The sequence below is a fragment of the Spelaeicoccus albus genome (assembly GCF_013409065.1).
In the GTDB taxonomy this organism is placed as follows: domain Bacteria; phylum Actinomycetota; class Actinomycetes; order Actinomycetales; family Brevibacteriaceae; genus Spelaeicoccus; species Spelaeicoccus albus.
The window spans coordinates 1010743-1030300 of record NZ_JACBZP010000001.1 but is presented as its reverse complement, the minus strand read 5'-3'; the positions used below and the strand labels follow the sequence as shown (position 1 = coordinate 1030300).

At 65.0% G+C, this 19558-nt stretch carries 19 protein-coding genes and 1 pseudogene; 14 read left to right on the top strand and 6 right to left on the bottom strand.

What is annotated here, in order from left to right; genetic code table 11:
* Nucleotides 1-44: 44 nt before the first annotated feature.
* The 5 genes from BJY26_RS04875 to BJY26_RS04855 are packed head-to-tail and all read left to right on the top strand — an operon-like array spanning nt 45 to nt 5716.
* Entirely contained in the window at nt 45-1262 is a 1218-nt protein-coding gene (locus tag BJY26_RS04875; protein WP_179426169.1) for an extracellular solute-binding protein, read from the top strand.
* The gene (locus BJY26_RS04870; protein ID WP_179426167.1) at nt 1259-2386 is read left to right on the top strand and encodes an ABC transporter ATP-binding protein; all 1128 of its coding nucleotides are present in this window, start codon (nt 1259-1261) and stop codon (nt 2384-2386) included. Before BJY26_RS04875 ends, BJY26_RS04870 begins: the two co-directional genes overlap by 4 nt.
* A complete protein-coding gene (locus BJY26_RS04865) occupies nt 2383-3303 on the top strand; it encodes an ABC transporter permease (RefSeq protein WP_179426165.1) in 921 nt (306 codons plus the stop codon). The genes BJY26_RS04870 and BJY26_RS04865 overlap by 4 nt, the downstream gene beginning before the upstream one ends.
* On the top strand, nt 3303-4184 hold the full coding sequence (locus tag BJY26_RS04860; RefSeq protein ID WP_179426163.1) for an ABC transporter permease: 882 nt from the start codon (nt 3303-3305) through the stop codon (nt 4182-4184). The genes BJY26_RS04865 and BJY26_RS04860 overlap by 1 nt, the downstream gene beginning before the upstream one ends.
* A gap of 50 nt (nt 4185-4234) precedes the next feature.
* On the top strand, nt 4235-5716 hold the full coding sequence (locus BJY26_RS04855) for a mannitol dehydrogenase family protein (protein ID WP_179426161.1): 1482 nt from the start codon (nt 4235-4237) through the stop codon (nt 5714-5716).
* A gap of 130 nt (nt 5717-5846) precedes the next feature.
* On the opposite strand, the gene BJY26_RS04850 is transcribed toward BJY26_RS04855, so the two are convergent.
* A complete protein-coding gene (locus BJY26_RS04850; RefSeq protein ID WP_179426159.1) occupies nt 5847-6605 on the bottom strand; it encodes an IclR family transcriptional regulator in 759 nt (252 codons plus the stop codon).
* An 83-nt stretch (nt 6606-6688) separates the two neighbouring features.
* Between BJY26_RS04850 and BJY26_RS04845 the strand changes: the two genes are divergently transcribed.
* Genes BJY26_RS04845 through BJY26_RS04835 form a run of 3 tightly spaced genes read left to right on the top strand, consistent with a single transcriptional unit; the run spans nt 6689 to nt 8677 of the window.
* Nucleotides 6689-7546 (top strand): fumarylacetoacetate hydrolase family protein, encoded by an 858-nt coding sequence (locus tag BJY26_RS04845; protein WP_179426157.1) that lies wholly within the window; start codon nt 6689-6691, stop codon nt 7544-7546.
* Entirely contained in the window at nt 7543-8301 is a 759-nt protein-coding gene (locus BJY26_RS04840; protein WP_179426155.1) for an SDR family NAD(P)-dependent oxidoreductase, read from the top strand. Before BJY26_RS04845 ends, BJY26_RS04840 begins: the two co-directional genes overlap by 4 nt.
* A 55-nt stretch (nt 8302-8356) precedes the next feature.
* Nucleotides 8357-8677 (top strand): cupin domain-containing protein, encoded by a 321-nt coding sequence (locus tag BJY26_RS04835; RefSeq protein ID WP_179426153.1) that lies wholly within the window; start codon nt 8357-8359, stop codon nt 8675-8677.
* A 27-nt stretch (nt 8678-8704) separates the two neighbouring features.
* On the opposite strand, the gene BJY26_RS04830 is transcribed toward BJY26_RS04835, so the two are convergent.
* Both BJY26_RS04830 and BJY26_RS04825 read right to left on the bottom strand, forming a co-directional pair.
* Nucleotides 8705-9646, bottom strand: coding sequence for an NAD(P)/FAD-dependent oxidoreductase (locus tag BJY26_RS04830; protein ID WP_179426151.1), 942 nt, complete (start codon nt 9644-9646; stop codon nt 8705-8707).
* Nucleotides 9647-9673: 27 nt separating this feature from the next.
* Nucleotides 9674-10534, bottom strand: a complete 861-nt coding sequence (locus BJY26_RS04825; protein ID WP_179426149.1) for a class I SAM-dependent methyltransferase — start codon at nt 10532-10534, stop codon at nt 9674-9676.
* Between the two features lie 47 nt (nt 10535-10581).
* Between BJY26_RS04825 and BJY26_RS04820 the strand changes: the two genes are divergently transcribed.
* Nucleotides 10582-11160, top strand: a complete 579-nt coding sequence (locus BJY26_RS04820) for a helix-turn-helix domain-containing protein (RefSeq protein WP_179426147.1) — start codon at nt 10582-10584, stop codon at nt 11158-11160.
* A 16-nt stretch (nt 11161-11176) separates the two neighbouring features.
* Here BJY26_RS04820 and BJY26_RS04815 read toward each other — a convergent pair whose 3' ends face one another.
* Together BJY26_RS04815 and BJY26_RS04810 are read right to left on the bottom strand one after the other, a co-directional pair.
* Nucleotides 11177-11641, bottom strand: a complete 465-nt coding sequence (locus BJY26_RS04815; RefSeq protein ID WP_179426145.1) for an SRPBCC family protein — start codon at nt 11639-11641, stop codon at nt 11177-11179.
* A 38-nt stretch (nt 11642-11679) separates the two neighbouring features.
* Nucleotides 11680-12849: an MFS transporter gene (locus BJY26_RS04810; protein WP_179426143.1), complete on the bottom strand. Its 1170-nt coding sequence runs from the start codon at nt 12847-12849 to the stop codon at nt 11680-11682.
* Nucleotides 12850-12903: 54 nt separating this feature from the next.
* On the opposite strand from BJY26_RS04810, the gene BJY26_RS04805 reads away from it, so the two are divergent.
* Nucleotides 12904-13635 carry a helix-turn-helix transcriptional regulator gene (locus tag BJY26_RS04805; RefSeq protein ID WP_179426141.1) on the top strand — a complete coding sequence of 244 codons (732 nt, stop codon included), beginning with the start codon at nt 12904-12906 and terminating at the stop codon, nt 13633-13635.
* A gap of 79 nt (nt 13636-13714) precedes the next feature.
* Here BJY26_RS04805 and BJY26_RS04800 read toward each other — a convergent pair whose 3' ends face one another.
* The gene (locus tag BJY26_RS04800; protein WP_237249098.1) at nt 13715-14710 is read right to left on the bottom strand and encodes a LacI family DNA-binding transcriptional regulator; all 996 of its coding nucleotides are present in this window, start codon (nt 14708-14710) and stop codon (nt 13715-13717) included.
* Between the two features lie 228 nt (nt 14711-14938).
* On the opposite strand from BJY26_RS04800, the pseudogene BJY26_RS19690 reads away from it, so the two are divergent.
* From BJY26_RS19690 to BJY26_RS04775, 4 genes and pseudogenes are all read left to right on the top strand, one after another.
* A pseudogene (locus BJY26_RS19690) lies at nt 14939-16050 on the top strand (substrate-binding domain-containing protein).
* A gap of 104 nt (nt 16051-16154) precedes the next feature.
* Nucleotides 16155-17159 (top strand): ABC transporter permease, encoded by a 1005-nt coding sequence (locus BJY26_RS04785; RefSeq protein ID WP_179426137.1) that lies wholly within the window; start codon nt 16155-16157, stop codon nt 17157-17159.
* Nucleotides 17156-17938 (top strand): ATP-binding cassette domain-containing protein, encoded by a 783-nt coding sequence (locus BJY26_RS04780; RefSeq protein ID WP_179426136.1) that lies wholly within the window; start codon nt 17156-17158, stop codon nt 17936-17938. The genes BJY26_RS04785 and BJY26_RS04780 overlap by 4 nt, the downstream gene beginning before the upstream one ends.
* Nucleotides 17938-19557, top strand: a complete 1620-nt coding sequence (locus BJY26_RS04775; protein WP_237249099.1) for a xylulokinase — start codon at nt 17938-17940, stop codon at nt 19555-19557. The genes BJY26_RS04780 and BJY26_RS04775 overlap by 1 nt, the downstream gene beginning before the upstream one ends.
* The last annotated feature ends 1 nt before the right edge of the window (nt 19558 follow it).

Below are 19558 nucleotides of genomic sequence, written 5' to 3'. Positions count from 1 at the left end.
GCGAGCGAATCGATCGACACGATCGCCGAACGAAAGGACTTGAAATGCGTCTTACCTCGAAGGCCCGGTTCGCCGCGGCATTTGCTGCCATGGGTCTCATGGTCTCGGCTTGCGGTGCCCCGGGCGGCTCCGAGACGAAGTCTCTGGCAGCCGATGACGTGCCCAACACGCCGTCCAAAGCCGTCACCTTGAACATCCTGGACGTCGCCGGCAACAAACAACTCACCGGATCGATCTTTTCCTCATTCGTCAAAGAACATCCCGATATCATCTCCAAGGTCACCTGGCAGACTGCCGGCGCGCCGGACATGGCCGGAAAGGTCAAAGCACAACAGCAGGCCGGAAACCTACAGATCGACTTGGTGCTCACCGGCACCGACGGCCTCGCGGCCGGGAACAGCCAGAACCTGTTCGTCAACACGGCCAAGAAGTTCAAGAGCCGACTGTCGAACATGGACAACTACCAAAAGCCGGCCGCCAACATGCAAAAACTGGCCGAAGGCAACGCCGTCGAGCTGGTGTACTATCCCTCCGGCCCCCTTTTGGAATACAACCCGAAGACTGTGAAGAATCCGCCGAAGACGGCGCAGGAACTGCTGGCGTGGGCCAAGGACCATCCGGGCAAATTCGGATATGCGCAGCCGGCCAACTCGGGTCCCGGGCGCACCTGGCTGATGGGTCTGCCCTACATCCTCGGCGACAAGGATCCGAAGAACCCCAAGACCGGCTGGACGAAGACGTGGAAATATCTGCAGGACATCGGAAAGTACGTGAAGACGTACCCCACCGGCACCGGCGTCACCATGAACAATCTGAAGACCGGCACCTGGGACATGGCCATGACCACCACGGGCTGGGACATCAACCCGCGCGCGCTTGACCAGGTCCCCAAGAATTTCAAAGTGGCAACGCTGAAGAACTTCACGTGGGTCTCGGACGCGCAATATGCAGCGATCCCCAAGGGCGTCTCGTCCGACAAGATGTCTGCCATCTTGAAGGTGCTGCAGTACGCACTGACCAAGAAGCAGCAAGCGAAGACGTTCGACGACGGCTACTTCTACCCCGGCCCGGCAGTCAAGGGAGTGAGCATCGACATGGCCCCGGCAAAGAGCCAAAAGGTGATCAAACAGTACGGCCGCACGGAATACGCCGGCCTGATCAAGAACAATCCGATCGCCACGCCGATCTCGGCCAGCAAGCTCGTCGCTGCATTCGACATGTGGGACAAGAAGGTCGGCGGCGGAAAGGCCAAGGACAAGTGACGATAGAAGCGAGCCAATTCGACACGCTGCATCTCGATCGGCTCTCCCGCAGTTTCGGTGGCCAGACGGCGCTGCACGGATTGGACCTGACTATCGAAAAGGGCGAGTTCATCGCCCTCCTCGGCCCGTCGGGCTGCGGCAAGTCGACTGCGTTGAACTGCGTGGCCGGCCTGCTGCCGCTCACGGGAGGGCAGATCCTGCTCGACGGCAGGAAGGTCGACCACCTTCCGCCGGAAAAGCGCGGCTTCGGGATGGTGTTTCAGAACTACGCGCTGTTTCCGCATTTGAGCGTCGAGAAGAACATCGCCTTCGGACTACAGATGCGCGGCGTGGGGCGTGCCGAAGTCAAACGGCGCGTGGCCGAAGCCATCGACCTGGTCCAGCTGGGCGAACACGCCAAGAAGCTGCCTGGCCAGATGTCCGGCGGACAGCAGCAGCGCGTGGCAATCGCGCGCGCCGTCGTCCTGCGTCCGCCGCTCGTGCTGATGGACGAACCGCTGTCCAATCTGGATGCCAAATTGCGGCTCGAGATGCGCACCGAGATCCGGCGGCTGCACCAATCGCTCGGCTTGACCACCATTTACGTCACCCACGACCAAGAGGAGGCACTCTCGCTTGCCGACCGGCTCGTCGTCCTGCGTCTGGGCGAAGTGCAGCAGGTGGGCACGCCGCAACAGTTGCACGAACATCCGCACAACTGGCACGTCGCCGATTTCATGGGCTATCGCAACCTGTTCGACGGCACCGTCGAACGAGCGTCGGACGGCGCCGTCACAGTGTCGGCGCTCGGCACCACTGTGCACGGTACGACCGCCACGCCGCTGGCCGCCGGCGACACGGTGAAAATCGGGATCCGACCGGAGGACTTCGAGATCATCCCCGCCGGCGACTCCGGCGGCGTGAGCATCGACGCGGCTATCGACGTGGTCGAGTACCAGGGACGCGAGTTCGCCGTCGAAGCCCGGACGAGCGACGGCGTGCCCATCCACATGCGCGGCGCCTCCCACCCGGCTCCCGGCGATTCCGTCACGCTCAGCGCCCCGTCCGAACGGGTGCTGGTGTTCCCGCGGAATCTGGACGCCGGCGCCGGCGCCCACCGGCAACCCGAAAGCGCATCGGCATGAGCGCGCCGGCATCGACGTCCCGGCAAAGCGGGGCGGCCGACCGCCGTCCGTCTTTGTCGCACCGGCTGGCCGAGCGCGGTATCGACCGCACGCTCTGGTTGATGGCCCCGGGGCTCCTTTTCATCATCGTATTGTTCGTCTATCCGTTCACGTATGGGCTGAACTTGTCGCTGCACCCCCAGGAGGGCGGCACGTTCGCCGCATATAAGGCGTTCTTCACGGATCCGAGCATGCGCGGCTGGGAGTCGTTGTGGATCACGCTCAAGCTGTCGCTGCCGGCAGCGCTGATCAATGTGATCGTGTCGATTCCGCTGGCGTACAAGATGCGCGGCAACTTTCGCGGCAAGCGCACGCTGACGACGCTGCTCGTCGTGCCGATCACCCTGGGCACCGTGTTGACGGCCGAGGGCTTGTTGAACTTCTTCGGCCCGCGGGGTTGGTTCAACCGGTTCCTCGACCTGTTCGGGATCGGGCCGCTGCAGCTTGTGCAAAACTATTGGGGCGTTCTGTGGTCGCTGATCATCTCCGGGTTCCCGTTTGCGTTCCTCTTGATCATGTCGTACCTGTCGGGAATCGATCCGACCCTCGAGTCCGCGGCCAAGACCCTCGGCGCGGATTGGAAACAACGGTTCCGCCGCGTCACGCTGCCGCTGCTGGCACCGGGCCTGGCCACCACATTCTGCCTGACGTTTGTGTTGGCGTTCAGCGTGTTCCCCAGCGCGATTCTGGTCGGCGACCCGTCGGGGTCCACCAGGGTGATCGCGTATGTCGCCTATAACGCCTGGGGTCAGAAATTCGACTACCCGCTGGCATCGGCGTCCGCCATCATCATGGGGATCGCCGAAATGATTGTGATCGCCGTCGTGCTCATGCTCCGGTCGACCATGTACAAGGGATCCACAGGAGGCAAAGGCTGATGAGCGCGACGATCGAACGCCCCGCACCGACCACCGAGCAACCGGCGCCGCGCCGGCGGATCACCGCGACGCCGGGCACGTACTTCACATGGGCCGGCATGGCGATCTTCCTGATCCTGCTCTTCGGCGTCGTCTTCTCGGTCCTGGTCAACTCGTTCGCCAGCAAGTGGTTCAACTCGTGGCTGCCGGCCGGCTACACGGCCAAGTGGTACGGCGAAGCGTGGAAGCAGTACGACCTGTCCCAAGTCGTCATGACCACGTTGATCGTGGCCATCGCCGTGGTGGTCATCGCGGTGCTGCTGGGGGTGCCGGCATCGTACGTGCTGGCTCGTAAGAATTTTCCGGGTAAACGCGTCGTCCTGCTGCTTTTCCTGTTGCCGATCATGATGCCGCCGATCACGTACGGTATCCCGTTGGCCACGCTGCTCACGTATTACCATTTGGCGCCCGGGCTCACCGGAGTCATTCTCGCCAATCTTGTGCCGTCCGTGCCGTTCGTGGTCATGACCATGACTCCGTTCATCGAGCAAATCAATCCGTCCATCGAATCGGCCGCGCGAATGTGCGGCGCGTCGATGGGCAGACTGTTCATGCGGATTCTGGCGCCGCTGCTCATTCCCGGGATCTTGGCGTCGGCAGTGCTGGTCCTGGTGCGCACCGTCGGCATGTTCGAGCTGACGTTCCTGACGTCGGACTCGTCGTCGAACACGCTGGTCGTCGCACTCTTCACGGCGATGACCGGGGCGGGAATTCGCGCACAGCAATCGGTCGACGCCATGGCCGTCATCTACATGCTCTCCATGCTGGTGCTGCTGGTGATCGCGTTGCGGTTCGTCAACCCGACGCAGCTCGTGGCGCGCGTCGACGAATCGGGCGACTGACCGGTCGCGCCGCTTGTGTTTGCCGACCCCGCCGACCCTAGGATTGCCACGTGACCGAACGACTGAATCTCCATGCGCTGGCCAACGCGGACCCCGGCCGGACCGGCGTCACCCTGCCCCCGATCGATCCCGGAGCGCTCACCGCCGGAATCGTGCATCTCGGTGTCGGCGCGTTCCATCGCGCACACCAAGCCGTGTACACGGAGTTGGCAGCCGCCGCAACGGGTGAAACCCGCTGGGGCATCGTGGGCGCGACCGGCAGATCGGGCGCCGTCGTCCGGCAACTGCAGCCGCAGGACGGGCTCTACGGCGTGTTGACGAAGGACGCGGCCGAGACGTCGTTGCGAATTGTCGGCTCGATACGGCAAGTCGTCAGCGGCAGCCGGGACCAGGAGGCCGTCATGGACGCCGTGGCCGATCGGCGCGTGTCGGTGACGACCCTGACGATTACCGAAAAGGGCTATCCGCGGGACGCATCCGGTGGTTTGGCAGTCGGCACCGACGCCGTCACCGCAGACATCGAGGCGGTGCGCGGCGTCCTGTCCGGTCGGTCCGGCGGGTCGGGATCGTCGGTGGGTCTGCTCACGGCCGGGCTGGCGCGCCGGTTCGGTGCCACGCAAGCGCCGATCAGCGTCGTCAGCTGCGACAATCTTCCGGGCAACGGCCCGCAACTCGCCCGGCTGGTGCGCGACATGGCCGACCGTGCCGGCGATTCGGCGTTCAGCGAGTGGGTGCGCTCAGGCGTCGCGTTCCCGGCAACGATGGTCGACCGGATCGTCCCGGCCACCACCGACGGCGACCGCGCCGAAGAGACAGCCCTGCTGGGGCTGCACGATGAAGGACTCGTCGTAGCCGAACCGTTTGGCCAATGGGTGATCGAGGACGCCTTTGCCGGCGACCGTCCGGCGTGGGAAAAAGCCGGCGCCACCGTGACTGCGGACGTGGCGCCGTTTGAAAAGGCCAAACTCCGGATGCTCAACGCCACGCACTGCCTGCTGGCGTATCTGGGAGCGCTGCGAGGAATCGACACAATCGCCGGCGCGGCGGCAGACGACTATCTGATTGCGGCGGCACGTGCGCTGCAAACCCGCGACGTCATCCCCACGCTCGACACGCCACCGGGGATGGACCTGGCCGAATACGGCGAATCGATCCTGACCCGCTTTCTCAACCCGAGCCTGCCGCACACGACCGCGCAGGTCGCAATGGACGGCTCGCAAAAACTACCGATCCGGATCATCGCGACGGCATCCGACCGCTTGAAGGCGGGAACCGTGCCGGATGCGTGCGCGCTCACCCTTGCCGCGTGGATGGTTTTCGTCTACCGCGGCCGGGACAAGGACGGACGCGACCTGCCCTTGAGCGACCCGCTGGCCGACACATTGCGCGAGCATGCCGCGGGATCGGAAGCCGGGCTGGCCGATCGAATGTTCGCCGTCAAGCAGATGTTCCCGGAGGACGTCGCCGGCCACGACGGCTTCCGCGCCGCAGTACGCACACACGTCGACCGGTTGTTGCGCGAAATTCCTTGATCCCCGCGTGCCCGCCTCCCGAGTGGTGGCGAATGGCTGCGAAATCGCCGATTTCGCAGCCATTCGCCACCACTCGGCGGGAGGGGGCAGCCATTCGCCACCACTCGGCGCGGGAACGCCACGTCGCGCGCTAATTTGCCGCGTCGTTCCGATGGCCGAGGGCCCGCGAAATCCTTGCCGCCGCTTCGATTGCCTGCGGGGCCATGGCCGCGACCTGATCCACGGTGTGCTCCAACGTCAACGTCGAAATGCTGATTCCGAAGTTCGTCTGGCCGGTGTGATCCTTGATCCCGGCGGCGACGCAGCGGATTCCCGGCTCATTTTCTTCGTTGTCGATGGCATAGCCGCGTTTTCGTACTGCGGCTATCTCGCGGGAAAGGCGTGCTTTGCCGGTGATCGTGTTCGGGGTGCGCGCCGGAAGCCCGGCGTGGCCGACGATCCGGTCGAATTCCGCGGGATCGAACGTCGCGAGGATCGCCTTGCCGATCCCGGTGCTGTGCAGCGCAATGGCCTTACCGACGCGCGATGGCATCCGATAGGGCTTGTCCGAGTCCCGCCGGGCCACGTAAATCACTTCGTCGCCGTTCAAGGCACCGACGTGTACGGTGCACCCCGTCGCGGCGACCAAATCGGCGATGATCGGGGCAGCCAACGCGGAGATGTCGATGCGTTCGAGCGCGGCGCCGGCCAGCGACAGCGCCTTGGGGCCAGGCAGGTACGTGCCGTCGTCCGCGAGCGCCACGAAACCGTGCGACACAAGGGTGCTGGTGATACGGTGCACCGTCGCTTTGGCTAATCCCGTCACATCGACCACGTCCGTGAACCGCGAATTCGTCAGTGCGGCATCCAGCACCAAGAGGGTCTTGTCGGCCGCCGATGTGTCGCTCATTCTCACCATCCGGTCTACGGCTTGTGTCACGACAGATACGGAACTATATTCCGTCGTACGGAACAATCTGTCAAAGGATCACCATGAAATTCGCACGAATCGGCGCGCGCGGCGCCGAACGGCCGATCGCCATCGACGGCGACATCCACTACGCACTCGACTCCATCACCGATGACTTGGACGGCGAGTTCTGGTCGTCGGGCGGACCGGCACGCGTCGAAAAGGCGCTTGCGGCCGGAGAGCTTCCCGAAGTCGACATCGCCGGTCAGCGAATCGGGGCCCCCATCACTCGCCCGTCGGCAGTCATCTGTATCGGCATGAATTACGCGGCACATGCGGCCGAATCCGGCTCCGAGCCCCCCAAGATGCCGATCATGTTCCTCAAAACACCGAACACGGTTGTCGGTCCGAACGACGCCGTCGCCATCCCGCGCGGATCGAGCAAAACGGACTGGGAGGTCGAACTCGGCGTCGTCATCGGCGCGCACGCGGAATACCTCGACTCCCCTGCCGACTCGAAGGCGCATATCGCCGGGTTCGCCGTCACCAACGATCTGTCCGAACGCGAGTTCCAGCTGGAGATTTCCGGCGGCCAATGGTCCAAGGGGAAAAGTTGCCCCGGGTTCTGCCCCACCGGCCCCTGGCTGGTCACCCCCGACGCGATCGATTACTCCAACGTGCGATTGCGTAGCTGGGTGAACGGCAACCCCCGCCAGGACTCGACGACGTCCGATCTCGTCTTCGACGTCGACTATCTCGTCTGGTACCTCAGCCAATTCCTCGCGCTCGAACCCGGCGACCTGATCTGCACGGGGACACCGGAAGGCGTCGCTTTGTCGGGTAAATTCCCGTATTTGACCGCCGGCGACACAGTCACCCTGGAAATTGACGGCCTAGGCCGGCAAACCCAAGAATTCACGTCGTCGGAGGCCAAGGCATGACCGAAGAATTCAGCGGCCTGAAGGCCATCGTGACCGGCGGCGCGTCGGGAATCGGCGCGGCTGTCGCCTCGCATATCGTCGCGCGCGGCGGATCGGTTGCCGTGCTCGACCTTGCGCCCGAAAACGTCGCTCCGCCCATCACCGCCCTGAAGTGCGACGTCTCGGACGATGCCGCCGTGCGCGCGGCGGTGTCCGAGGCGGCCGATACACTCGGCGGCATCGACATCGTCGTGAACAATGCCGGCATCGGCGCACAAGGAACCGTCGAAACGAATGACGACGCCGAATGGCACCGCGTGTTCGACATCAACGTGATTGGCATGGTGCGGGTCAGTCGCGCCGCGCTGCCGTACCTGCGCCAATCCGACCACGCATCGATAGTGAACACGTGCTCGATCGCGGCCACGGCCGGGCTTCCCGAGCGCGCCCTGTACGGCGCCAGCAAGGGAGCCGTCCTGTCGTTGACGCTGAACATGGCCGCCGACCACCTGCGCGAAGGCATCCGCGTCAACTGCGTCAACCCCGGGACCGCCGATACACCGTGGATCGGCCGCCTGCTCGCGAAAGCCGCCGATCCGGCCGCCGAACGCGCAGCCCTTGAGGCCCGGCAGCCGCACGGACGCCTCGTGGCGCCGGATGAAGTCGCCGCTGCCATCGCCTATCTGGCCGGACCACTGGCCGGATCGACGTCCGGAACCTCACTGGCCGTGGACGGAGGAATGCAAGGCCTGCGCCTGCGCCCCGAGTCCGATTGACTGCTCAGCCGACTAGTTCCGATTAGGATATGGGAAACGCCAACGGAGGTACCGGATGTCAGACTTAGACGCCATGGCCGAACGACTGATGACCCAAGCGCGGGCAGACCAGCACGGACGGTCGGCGGAATTGATCACGCGCGACGGCCCGCTGCGCCAAACACTCATTGCGCTGACCAACCATTCGCGGCTCGCCGAGCACAATGCGCCCAAGGCGTGCAGTCTTTACGTCTTGCAGGGCCGGGTCATGGTGACGACGAACGGCACCGGCGAATCGATCGGAAAAGGCCAGCTCGAACTCGTGCCCAGCGAACGGCACGGCCTGACGGCGCAGGACGATTCCGTCGTGCTGCTCACCACAGTGACTGTCGATTAGTGCGGCGGATCGGCCCAATCGGAGGGCTCAGCTTGCGCGGCTGAGAACCGCTGCCTCGGCATCCTCTTCGATCAAGTCCATGTTGATGACGCCGGCCGCGGACATCCCGGCACCGGACGCCAAAGTGACGACGGCGCCGAGACTGCTGACGTTGCCGGCGGCCCACACGCCAGGGACCTCCGTGCGCCCCATTTGCCCGGCCTCGACGTACTCTCCCATCGGGTTGTCGCTCACGGTTCCGCCGAGCTGTACATAGAGTTCCGATCGGGCGACGAAGCGCGGCGCCACTACCACTGCGTCGACAGGGAATTCGCGCCCATCGGTCATCGCCACGGATTGCACCGATTCACCGTGCCCGCTCAGCCGCTCGACCGGTCCGTCAACCACGCGGACGCCGATCGCCGAAAGCTTGGCGGCGTCATCGGCGTCGATCTGCGGCATGGTGTGCCGAAACAGGGTGACGTCATCGCTCAGTTGACGGAACAGCAACGCTTGATGAATGCCTGCGGGGCCGGTTCCGAGCACGCCGATCCGCTGCCCGCGCACTTCCCATCCGTGGCAATAGGGGCAGTGCAGCACACTCTTGCCCCAAAAATCGCGGACGCCGGGGACGTTCGGCAATTCGTCGATGAGGCCGGTGGCCAGGAGTATCCGGCGAGCCGAGATCGTATCGCCGCCGCGCAGATCGATGGCGAATCCTCCATCGGTCCGGCGGGCGGCGCTCGCTTCACCGTCGCGGAATTCCGCGCCGTACGCCTGCGCTTCCCGTCGTCCGGCCGCGAGCAGATCGCGCGGCGCGATTCCCTCGTTTCCCAGCACGTTGTGCGCACCGGCGGCTATAGCGTTTCTGGGCTCGCCGCCGTCGACGACTATCACCGACCGGAGCGATCGTGCGAGGGAGACGGCGGCGCTCAGGCCGGCAGCTCCTCCGCCGATGATGGCAACGTCGTAGTCAGTTTTCTCGTTCATTACTTTGTCTCCGTTCACTGAATTGGGTCAAGGACGACGGGCGGCCCAGGCCGTCCGGGTGCCGCGGATGGTTAAATCGGCGCGGCTCAACACACCGGCCGGGTCGCCGGCATCAACCAAGCGATCGAGCGCGGCAGCGTCATCGGCGGCCACCCGGTCGCCCAGGGAGTTACGGCACCGGCGCAGAAAAGCGTGCGCATACGTGCCGGCCCCGGCCAGCGCCGGGTCGACGTCGATGGTGAACACTTCCTCGCGGACGTCGGCGAATCCGGCGCGTTCCAGATACGGCTGCCAGTTCGGATGCGGATTCCACCCGGCCGCCGCCATGGTTTCGTGCAGGCGCTCTTCGAGACCGGGACGCCCGAATCCGACGTCGCGCGGGAGGAAGAACGGCAGGTCGTCCATTTCGACGACGACCGCCAGTCCGCCCGGTCTCACGGCCGCAAAGACGTCGCGCAGCACCCGGTCGGGGTCGGCAAAGTGGTGCATCGACGACACTGCCCATGCCACATCCGCCGATTCGAGATCGGGCCACGCGGCATCCAGATCGGCCAGGACGGTGTTGATCCGGTCGTCAAGGTCGTGCCGTTTCGCTGCGTCCCCGAGCCGCCCCAGCATGGCGGGCGAGTTGTCGATCGCCACAACCCGGGCCGTATCGAAGCGACGGGCCAATGCAAGGCTTCCGGTACCCGTACCGGCTCCGACGTCGATGATCCGCCGTGTGGGCGCAGGCGCAAGCTCCCGGGTCCATTTGGTCAGGGCGTCCAGGTACCCACCGAGCACTTCGGCGTCGAGATCCAAGATCGTCGCCAGGTCGACGTCGTCGCCGTGCTGGTGCGAATGCTGGTGCGAATTTTGATCCGAGTGCTGGTGCGAGTGCTGCGTCATGAGTTCAGAATAGACGAACTATGCCAATTCAGCATACACTTTTGCGTATGACGCAACAACTTGATGTGGACACCGTGATCAGGCTTCGCATTCGCGGCCTCCGGCTGGCGCGCGGATGGTCACTCGATGCCCTCGCGGCGCGTTGCCATTTGAGCCCGTCCAGTTTGAGCCGGATCGAAACGGGTCACCGTCGAATTGCCGTTGATCAACTGGTGTCGATCGCTCATGCACTGGACACCAGCGTCGACCAGCTCGTCGAGTCAGCGGCCGACGAAAACGTCGTCATCCGGCCCGAGCCCGAGCACACGCCGGGTTTGACCACGTGGCTGCTGTCCAGCGAGCGCACTCCGCACGGCGTGACGGTGGCGAAGATGCGCATCGACCGCCCGACCGGCGGCGAGCCGCGCGTGCACCCCGGCCGCGAATGGTTCACCGTGCTGTCCGGCACCGTCCGCCTGCAACTGGGCGACCGCGTCATCATGGTCGAGGCCGGCGATGCAGCGGAATTCTCGACGATGGTTCCGCACCTGATCCTGGCGGAAGGCGGGCCCGTCGAAATCCTGACGATCTTCGATCACGACGGCGAGCACGCGCATTTGCATGCGCCGGACGCCGCGGGGACATAGTCGCGGATCTCTGCGGCTACGTGTCGCATTCGGCGAGTTCGGCAAGCCGGTCAACGGAAGCGCGCAGCTTGTCCTCGGTGGTGGCGCGGGCGCGGGGCAATCGCTGTTCGTCGGTCAAATTCGTCCAGTCGTACGTGTGGGTGACGCGCGTTCGCCCGGGCTCCAGCGGTTCGAGTTCCCACCGCCACAATTGACCGATCGTCGGCTTGCCCGCCTCCGCCGGAAGCCACGCCACCCGGCGTCCTTCCTCGAATTCGACGACGTGGTTGTCGCGGTCGACACCTTTGGTCAGCGTGGTGACGAAAACGTCGCCAACGGCGTGAATGCGCTGACCGGGCGCCGCAGTGCCCAGATTGTCATTCCCGTCCCAGCGTGGTTGTTCGGCCGGATCGGCGATAAGCGCGAAAATCGTGTCGGGCGCCGCCGCCACGTCGCGGGTCGAGCTGACAATTCGCTGTTCATTGTTCTGATCGTCGGTCATGTTCATACCCTAGCCGCGGCCGGCCACCCGAGCCACGATTATTGCGCTCCGACCAGTTGCGTCGGTTCCCGCATGCCGCGGGCCACGAACCACGAGGCAGCCGGCGCGAGAAGAAGCACAAGAAGCGCGGTTTGCAAATTGACCGCCTCGGCCAACGCGCCGACGGCCGGAGCAGCCAGGCCGCCGACGCTGACGGCAAGTCCCAAGGTCACGCCGCTGGCAGTGCCCACCCGGGTCGGCAGGAAGTCCTGGCCGAGCGTGACGTGCAGCGAAAACGGCACGTAGAGGCATAGCGCCGTCGCGGCGATGAAGACGTACACGAGCGGTCCGGGCACGAGCGCCACCCCGGCGAGCGTCGGGATGGTGAGCAGGTACGCCGTCCGAATGAGGCGCACGCGCGAAAAACGCGACGCAAGCGTGCCGCCCAAGAGTGTTCCGACCGCGCCGACGCCAAAGTAGAGTACGAGCGCCGCCTCGCCGGCTAAATGCCCCGAAGCATCCAGCCGCTCGCCGACCCAAATGGCCAAGAACGTATTCAACGCGAACGTGACTATCGACCGCAAAATCACAACGGTGCCGAGCCTGGCGAACTGTCCCCATCTGTCGACGAGTGCCGCCCGGCCGGCCGCGCTCATGGCGATGGCCGGCGTAATCAGTCGACGCAGCATGATCGACAGCAGGACGCCGACGACGAGGGCCGGGATCATGAGCAGCGGGCTGCCGCCCAGGCCCATTGCCGCCATCACGGGCGTCACGATGATCGGGGCGAGCGCAAAGCCGACGTTGCCACCCAGCGAGAACCAACTCATGCCGACGTGGCTTCCGGCCGCGGCCGCCCTGGCCAACCGCGCGGATTCCGGATGGTAGGCGGCGACGCCGAGCCCCGACAGGGCAATGGCCAGCCACGTCCACAGGTACGAGTCGACCAGTCCGGACAAACCGACGCCGATGCCGGCCACGCCGAGCCCGGCAGGCACCAGCCACGGCAGCGGATGCTTGTCGGTCATCATGCCGAACAAGGGCTGCACGACGGACGAGAGCAGCGTCGCGGCAAGCGTGATTCCGGCAGCCGCCACATAACCGAAATGCCGTTCGGCCACAAAGAACGGCAGCATGGCCGGTACTGCCCCTTGGTACAGGTCATCGATCAAATGACTGCCGACCAGCAGCGAGATTCGCCACCGGCCGGCACGCTGCGCGGACTGCATGATTTCAGTATTCACTTGCCCCACGTGCGTTCGCTACCGATAATCAGTCAAATAATGTCGAAATTACGCCACGTCCCGGTGGCCGAGACGACGTCGCAGGATATTGCGCCGCTCGGCGGCATCGATGTGCACTTTCACGATCAGCATCAGATCATTTACGCCAGCCGCGGCGTCTTGGCGGTCACGACCGACTCCGGCCGGTGGATCTCACCGGCTCACCAAGCGATCTGGGTGCCGGCCGGCACCGTACACGGCCACCGCGCCTACGGGGCGACCCGGCTGCACACCGTCGGAATGCCGCCGGGCGACAATCCGCTCGAGCTGACCGAGCCGGCAATTCTCGCTGTCGGCCCGTTGTTGCGCGAACTCATCATCGCCTACACGGATTCCCGGCGCCCGCCCGCCGAACGCGCTGCCATGCACGGCGTCCTGCTCGATCAGCTCTCCCGCGCCGCCACGCGGCCCGGCCGGTTGCCGACGCCGCGCGACGAACGGCTCGCTGCGCTCGGATCAATCTTGGACTCGCACCCGGCGGATTCGCGGAACCTCTCCGAATTGGGTCGCCTGATCGGCGCCAGTCCACGAACGCTGAGCAGGCTGTTCCGCGTCGAAACCGGCATGACCTTCCCGCAATGGCGGACCCAATTGCGTTTGCAACACGCGCTGCGGCTCTTGGCCGAGGGCGAATCGGTCAGTCGGGTCGCGGCCGCGTGCGGGTGGTCCTCTGCCAGCGCGTTCATCGAAACGTTCCGCCGCTCGTTCGGGCACACGCCGGGCCGGCGATGACTCAAGGCGGCCGGGCCGGCGATGACTCAAGGCGGCCGGGCCGGCGAGGCCGGCTGCCGCATCCGGCTAGTCCTGCGCGTCAGGCTGCCGAGACCCTCGCGGTCGAATCACGCACGATGAGTTGCGGCAGGATCGGCTCTTGCGCGCCGTGCGCCGCCGTCTCACCGTCGCGCAGGATCACGAGAAGTCTTTCAACGGCTCGCCGGCCGAGGGCGACGAAGTCGAGATACATCGTCGTGAGCGCCGGGAGGTAATGCGCCGCCTCCGGCACGCCGTCAAATCCGACGACGGAAAGATCGTTCGGCACGTTGAGCCCGCGATCGACTGCGGCGTGCACAAAACCGAGGGCCATCTGGTCATTGGCGCAAAAGACCCCCGTGACGCCGTGGCGGGCAACGTTTTCGAACGCTTCGTAGCCGGAGTCGGCCGACCAGTCGCCGCGGCCGATGACGATCGGAGCCGAGCCGACTTCCGCAAGCGCCTTTTCGAACCCCCGTCGCCGGACGTCCGTCTCGGACCAGTCGGCAGGTCCGGCAACGTGGCCAAGCCGCCGGTGACCGAGCTCCCAAAGATGCCGCGCAGCCATCTCGCCACCCAGTTCGTCATTGGCAGACAATTCGGGATCGCCGCCGTCGTGTTGCGTCATCACCACGGGCACCGGCTTACGCATCGCGGTGGCGGCATGTGCGGCGGGCGCTTGAGGCGCGAGGACAATGATCCCTTCGACGCCCTGGTACACCAGATGGTTGAGCATGGCGCTCAATTCTGCCGCGCTCGTGCCGCGGGAATTGGCAAGCAGCACCGAGTAGCCGCGGTCGCGGGCGGCGTCCTCGATACCTCGCATGGTGCTGCTCGGCCCGTAATAGGCAGGGCTGACCGTCGCGAGAACGCCAATGGTGTAGCTGCGGCGCCCCGCAAGCGCACGGGCCGCCCTGTTCGGCCGGAAATCCAGGGCGACGACGGCGTCCAGTACCCGCTGGCGGGTCGCGGGACGCACGCTCGGGCTGCCGTTGAGCACGCGCGACACGGTCTGATACGAGACCTGCGCGAGCTTCGCCACATCGCGGATGCTCACGGTTCTTTCGGACTGAGGGGGCAATGTCACATCCATCACAATAGCCGGACAACTATCCGCGGCGGGCAAAAGATAACGATTTGATTACGCAAACTGACAGACTTTCCAACTTTTGTGTGACCGGTCACATTCAGTCGTACTCTGAAGTTCGAGCACGCTGACGTGCAGGGCGCGGCGTCCAGGTCGCCCGTCAACGCATTGTGCGAACCAATCGAGGAATAGATCACCATGACTGACTCAGTGAGTAACGAATCGACCAAAACCGTCCCACTCGAAACCTCGCGCCGACGCATGATGCGCAACGCCGGCCTGCTGGGGATCGGGGTGCCGGCCCTGAGCATGATGCTGGATGCATGCGGCGGCGGCGGAGACAGCGACAACGGCGGCTCCGGCGGCGGACCGTTCCCGGGGCACAAGAAATACAAGTTCACTCTTGTCAACCACGTCACCACGAACTCCTTCTTCACTCCGACCCGCTACGGCGCGGAGGACGCGTGCGCGATCCTCGGCTGCGACTACAGCTGGACCGGCTCGTCGAAATCGATCGTCTCGGAGATGGTCGACGCGATGAACAGCGCTATCACGTCGAAGGCCGACGGTATCGCCGTGCCGGTGATCGACAAGACGGCCTTCACCTCACCGACCGAAAAAGCTCTGGCCGCCGGCATCCCGGTTCTGTCGTACAACGCCAACCCGCCCAAGGGCAGTAAGACTCCGGTGATGTCCTACATCGGCCAGGATCTGACTGCGGCGGGTGTCGAAGCGGGCAAACGCATTTTGAAGCAGGTCAACAAGGGCGACACCGTGGCATGCATGATCGCGACGCCCGGCACCGGCAACATCCAACCCGGGCGGACGGCGCCAAGAGTGTTCTCGAGCCGGCCGGAATCAACTTCGTGCAAGTGGCGACCGGGGCGGCGGAGAGCAAGGAAGTGTCGGCAGTCGAATCCTGGTTCACCGGCCACAAGGACGCGAAGTTCCTCTACGCCGTCGACGCGGGCAGCGGAATCGCCGTGGCCAAGACGGTCGAGAAGTTCAAGTCCACGGGCGTGAAGGGATCCGGCTGGGACGTCGGCACGCCGACGCTGCAGCAGGTCAAGGACGGGAACCTGGCGTTCACCATCGATCAGCAGGCCTATCTGCAGGGGTTCTTGCCCATCCTTCAGCTGTTCCTCTATCAAGTCTCCGGCGGCCTTGTCGCCCCGGTCGAGACGAACACGGGCCTGAAGTTCGTGACGAAGGACAACGTTTCGCCGTATTTGGCCAGCAAGGATCGCTTCGAAGGTTCAAGCGACAAGAAGAAGGTCCTGAAGGCGCCGTCTAAGATTACGGCGGCTTAACCGTGGTCGATCCGGTCCCATCAGCGTCTTCGTCAGCGTCGCCCGCTGCGGATGACAGTGCTTTCCGAACGCCCGTGCGCCGACGATCCGGGTGGCTCAGTCGCTTGAGTCAGGCCCAGGAATTGGTCATCGCCCTCATCGGGGTCGCGCTGGTCATCTTCTTCAGCCTGTACTCTCCGGCCTTCGCCAGCATTTCGAACCTGTCGACGCTATCGTCCTACGTGGCACCGATCATGATCTTCGGCATTGCCGAAGTTTTCGTGCTCACGTTGGGCGAGATCGATCTGTCGGTCGGCGAGGTCTACGTCCTCTCGCCGTTCCTCGTGATCTACCTGCACGACGCAGGGCTCGGCGTGATCGGCGGCATCATCGGGACCCTGATCATCTGCGCCTTGATCGGATGCATCAACGGGCTGGTCACGGTGCGGCTCGGCGTACCGTCCTTCATCACCACCCTCGGAACTGTATTCGCCATCAAGGGGATAGTGCTGTTGGCATCCAACGGCATCCAGACGAACCCGGTCGGTACCGGATCCGTAGTGAGCATTTTCGGCGGATGGTCGTACTCGTCGATCATTTGGGCGCTCTGCATCGCCATCGTGGGCCACTTCGTCTTCCGACATACGAGTTTCGGCCTGCACATCACTGCGGTGGGGGGAAACAAGACGGCGTCCGGCGAGTCCGGCGTCAAGGTCGGCCGGGTCAAGGTCTGGTGCTTCATGTTGTGTTCGCTGCTTGGCGGACTCATCGGCGTCCTGGACGGCTACCGGATCGGAAGCCTCAACCCGGGAACCGACGGCCTGACCCTGATGTTCTACGGCGTTGCGGCCGCCGTCATCGGCGGAACATCGCTGACGGGCGGGCGCGGAACAATGATCGGTGCCGGCATCGGCGCGATAGTCCTGGGCATCCTTGAGGACGGCTTCAACATCATTGGCGTGAACGCCTTCGCTTACCAGCTCATTCTCGGCCTGGCCATCCTCGGCGCGATGATCTTGAACGTGCAGCTCGAACGAGTTCGGTCCGGCCGAGGCGGAGGATCGTCCGGTTCGTTCGCACGACTGTTCATGCGAACGGGCGGCCGTCGCCGCGGGAAGGAAAAGTCATGACCGACAGTGGAAGCGAATCCGTCCTGCGGGTCGAAGGCATCACCAAGAACTTCGGCCCGGTCAAGGTTCTCCGCGGAGTCGACCTGCACCTGGAACCCGGCGAAGTGCTGGGCGTGGTCGGATCGAACGGTGCCGGCAAATCCACTCTGGTGAAGATCATCACCGGATACGAGACGCCGGACGCGGGTCAGATCTATCTGGACGGCGTGCCCGTCGAGTTGCGTTCGGTGCAGGACGCGCGCCGACACGGCATTGAAACGGTGTTCCAGGATTTGGCCCTCGTGGACGAATTGTCCGTCTATCACAACCTGTTCTTGAACCGGGAGATGACGAGCGGCGGCCCGTTCCGGCTGTTGAACAACCGCCGGATGCGGGAGGACGCCCGCCGCTATCTGGACGAGATCCAGGTCAACATCCCATCCGTGGACGTACCCGTGGAGAAGCTCTCCGGCGGTCAACGTCAAGCGATCGCCGTTGCGCGCGCCACCCGGCGGGAAGACGTCAAGATCCTCCTGCTCGACGAGCCGTTGGCCGCAATGGGCGCCAAGGAGGCGAAGTTGATCATCGATCTGGTACGGAGCCTGGCACGCACCCGTCAGGTGTCGATGCTGGTCATCGACCACAACTACACGCACATCTTCGAGTTGTGCGACCGCGTCAACGTGGTGGAGCAGGGCACCGTGACCCTGGACAAGCGAACGGACGAAACGTCGTTGGCCGAGCTCACCGAGTTCATGGTCACGTCGTACCGGCAGCAGATTGAAGAGGAATCGGCGTAGTGACGGCCGAAGAGGTGGGCCGGGCGATCGCCGAGGGACGCACGTGTCTGGGCATCGAGTTCGGCTCGACGCGCATCAAGGCGTGTCTGATCGGCCCCGGCCACGGGGCCGTCGCCACCGGGAGTCACACCTGGACGAACACACTCGATGCCGGCCTGTGGACCTACGACCTCGGAGAGGTCTGGTCCGGAGTGCAGAGCGCCGTCGGAGAACTGCTCGCGGACGCCGACCGTCACTACGGCGTGCGGCCGGCGACCCTTCGGGCGATGGGCGTCTCTGCCATGATGCACGGCTATCTCCCGTTCGACGTACGCGGCGACCTCCTGGTGCCCTTCCGCACCTGGCGGAACACGTCGACCGGACGCGCGGCGTCCGAGCTGAGCGATCGGCTGGGCCTGAACATTCCGATGCGATGGTCTGTCGCGCACCTGTATCAGGCAGTGCTTGATCACGAGGATCACGTGCCGCGCATCGACTTCCTCGCGACTCTTGCCGGGTACGTGCACTGGAAGCTCACCGGGCGACGCGTGCTCGGAGTCGGCGACGCGTCCGGAATGTTCCCGATTGATCCCGAGACCCGCACCTACGACGCCGAGGCACTGTGCGCGGCCGACGAACTGTTGACGCGACACGGGTTCGCACCGAACCTCGAGGACGTGCTGCCGACGGTCCTCGTCGCGGGCCGGGACGCCGGGCGGCTGACCGCGGACGGCGCAACCCTCCTCGACCCAGCCGGGACGATTCGTCCCGGTACACCGCTCTGCCCGCCCGAAGGCGACGCCGGCACGGGCATGACGGCAACGCATTCGATCGCGCCGCGCACCGGCAATGTCAGCGTCGGCACCAGCATCTTCGCCATGGTCGTCCTCGAGAAGCCGCTGCGGAACGTGCACCCGGAGATCGACGTTGTCACCACCCCCGCCGGTGCTCCGGCGGCGATGGTGCACTGCAACAACGGGGCAAGCGAACTCGACGGCTGGGCGGCCGTCTTTCGGCAGTTCGCGTCGGCGATCGGATGCGACGTTTCGCCGGACCGGGCGTTCGAGGCGTTGCTCGAGGCGGCGCTGTCGGGTGAACGGGACGGCGGCGGAATCCTCGCGTACAACCACGTGTCGGGCGAGCCGATCGCGGGCGGGCTCACCGAAGGGCGTCCGCTCATCGTCCGAACCCCGGGGAGCCGACTATCGCTGGCCAACGTGGCCCGCTCGATGATGTACGGCGTATTCGGCACGCTCAGCCTCGGCATGCGCATCCTCGCCGAGGAAGGGGTAGGCCTGGACGCGCTTTACGCGCACGGCGGGCTGTTCCGGACTGCGAAAGTTGCGCAACGGCTGCTTGCTGCCGCCGTCGACACGCCGGTATCGGTCGGGCGTTCGGCAGCCGAGGGCGGAGCCTGGGGGATGGCGGTGCTTGCCGCATATCTCGGCTCCGCCGAGCCCGATCTCGACGCCTTCCTCGCGGCCGAGGTCTTTGCCGGCGACGAACTCACGGTTGAAAAACCGAACCCCGACGACGTGCGGGGATACCGTGCCTTTCTCGAAACATACGAATCGGGACTTGCCGTCGAGCGGACGGCCGTCGACGTGCTGACCGCGACACGACACGTGGAGGTGCGATGAC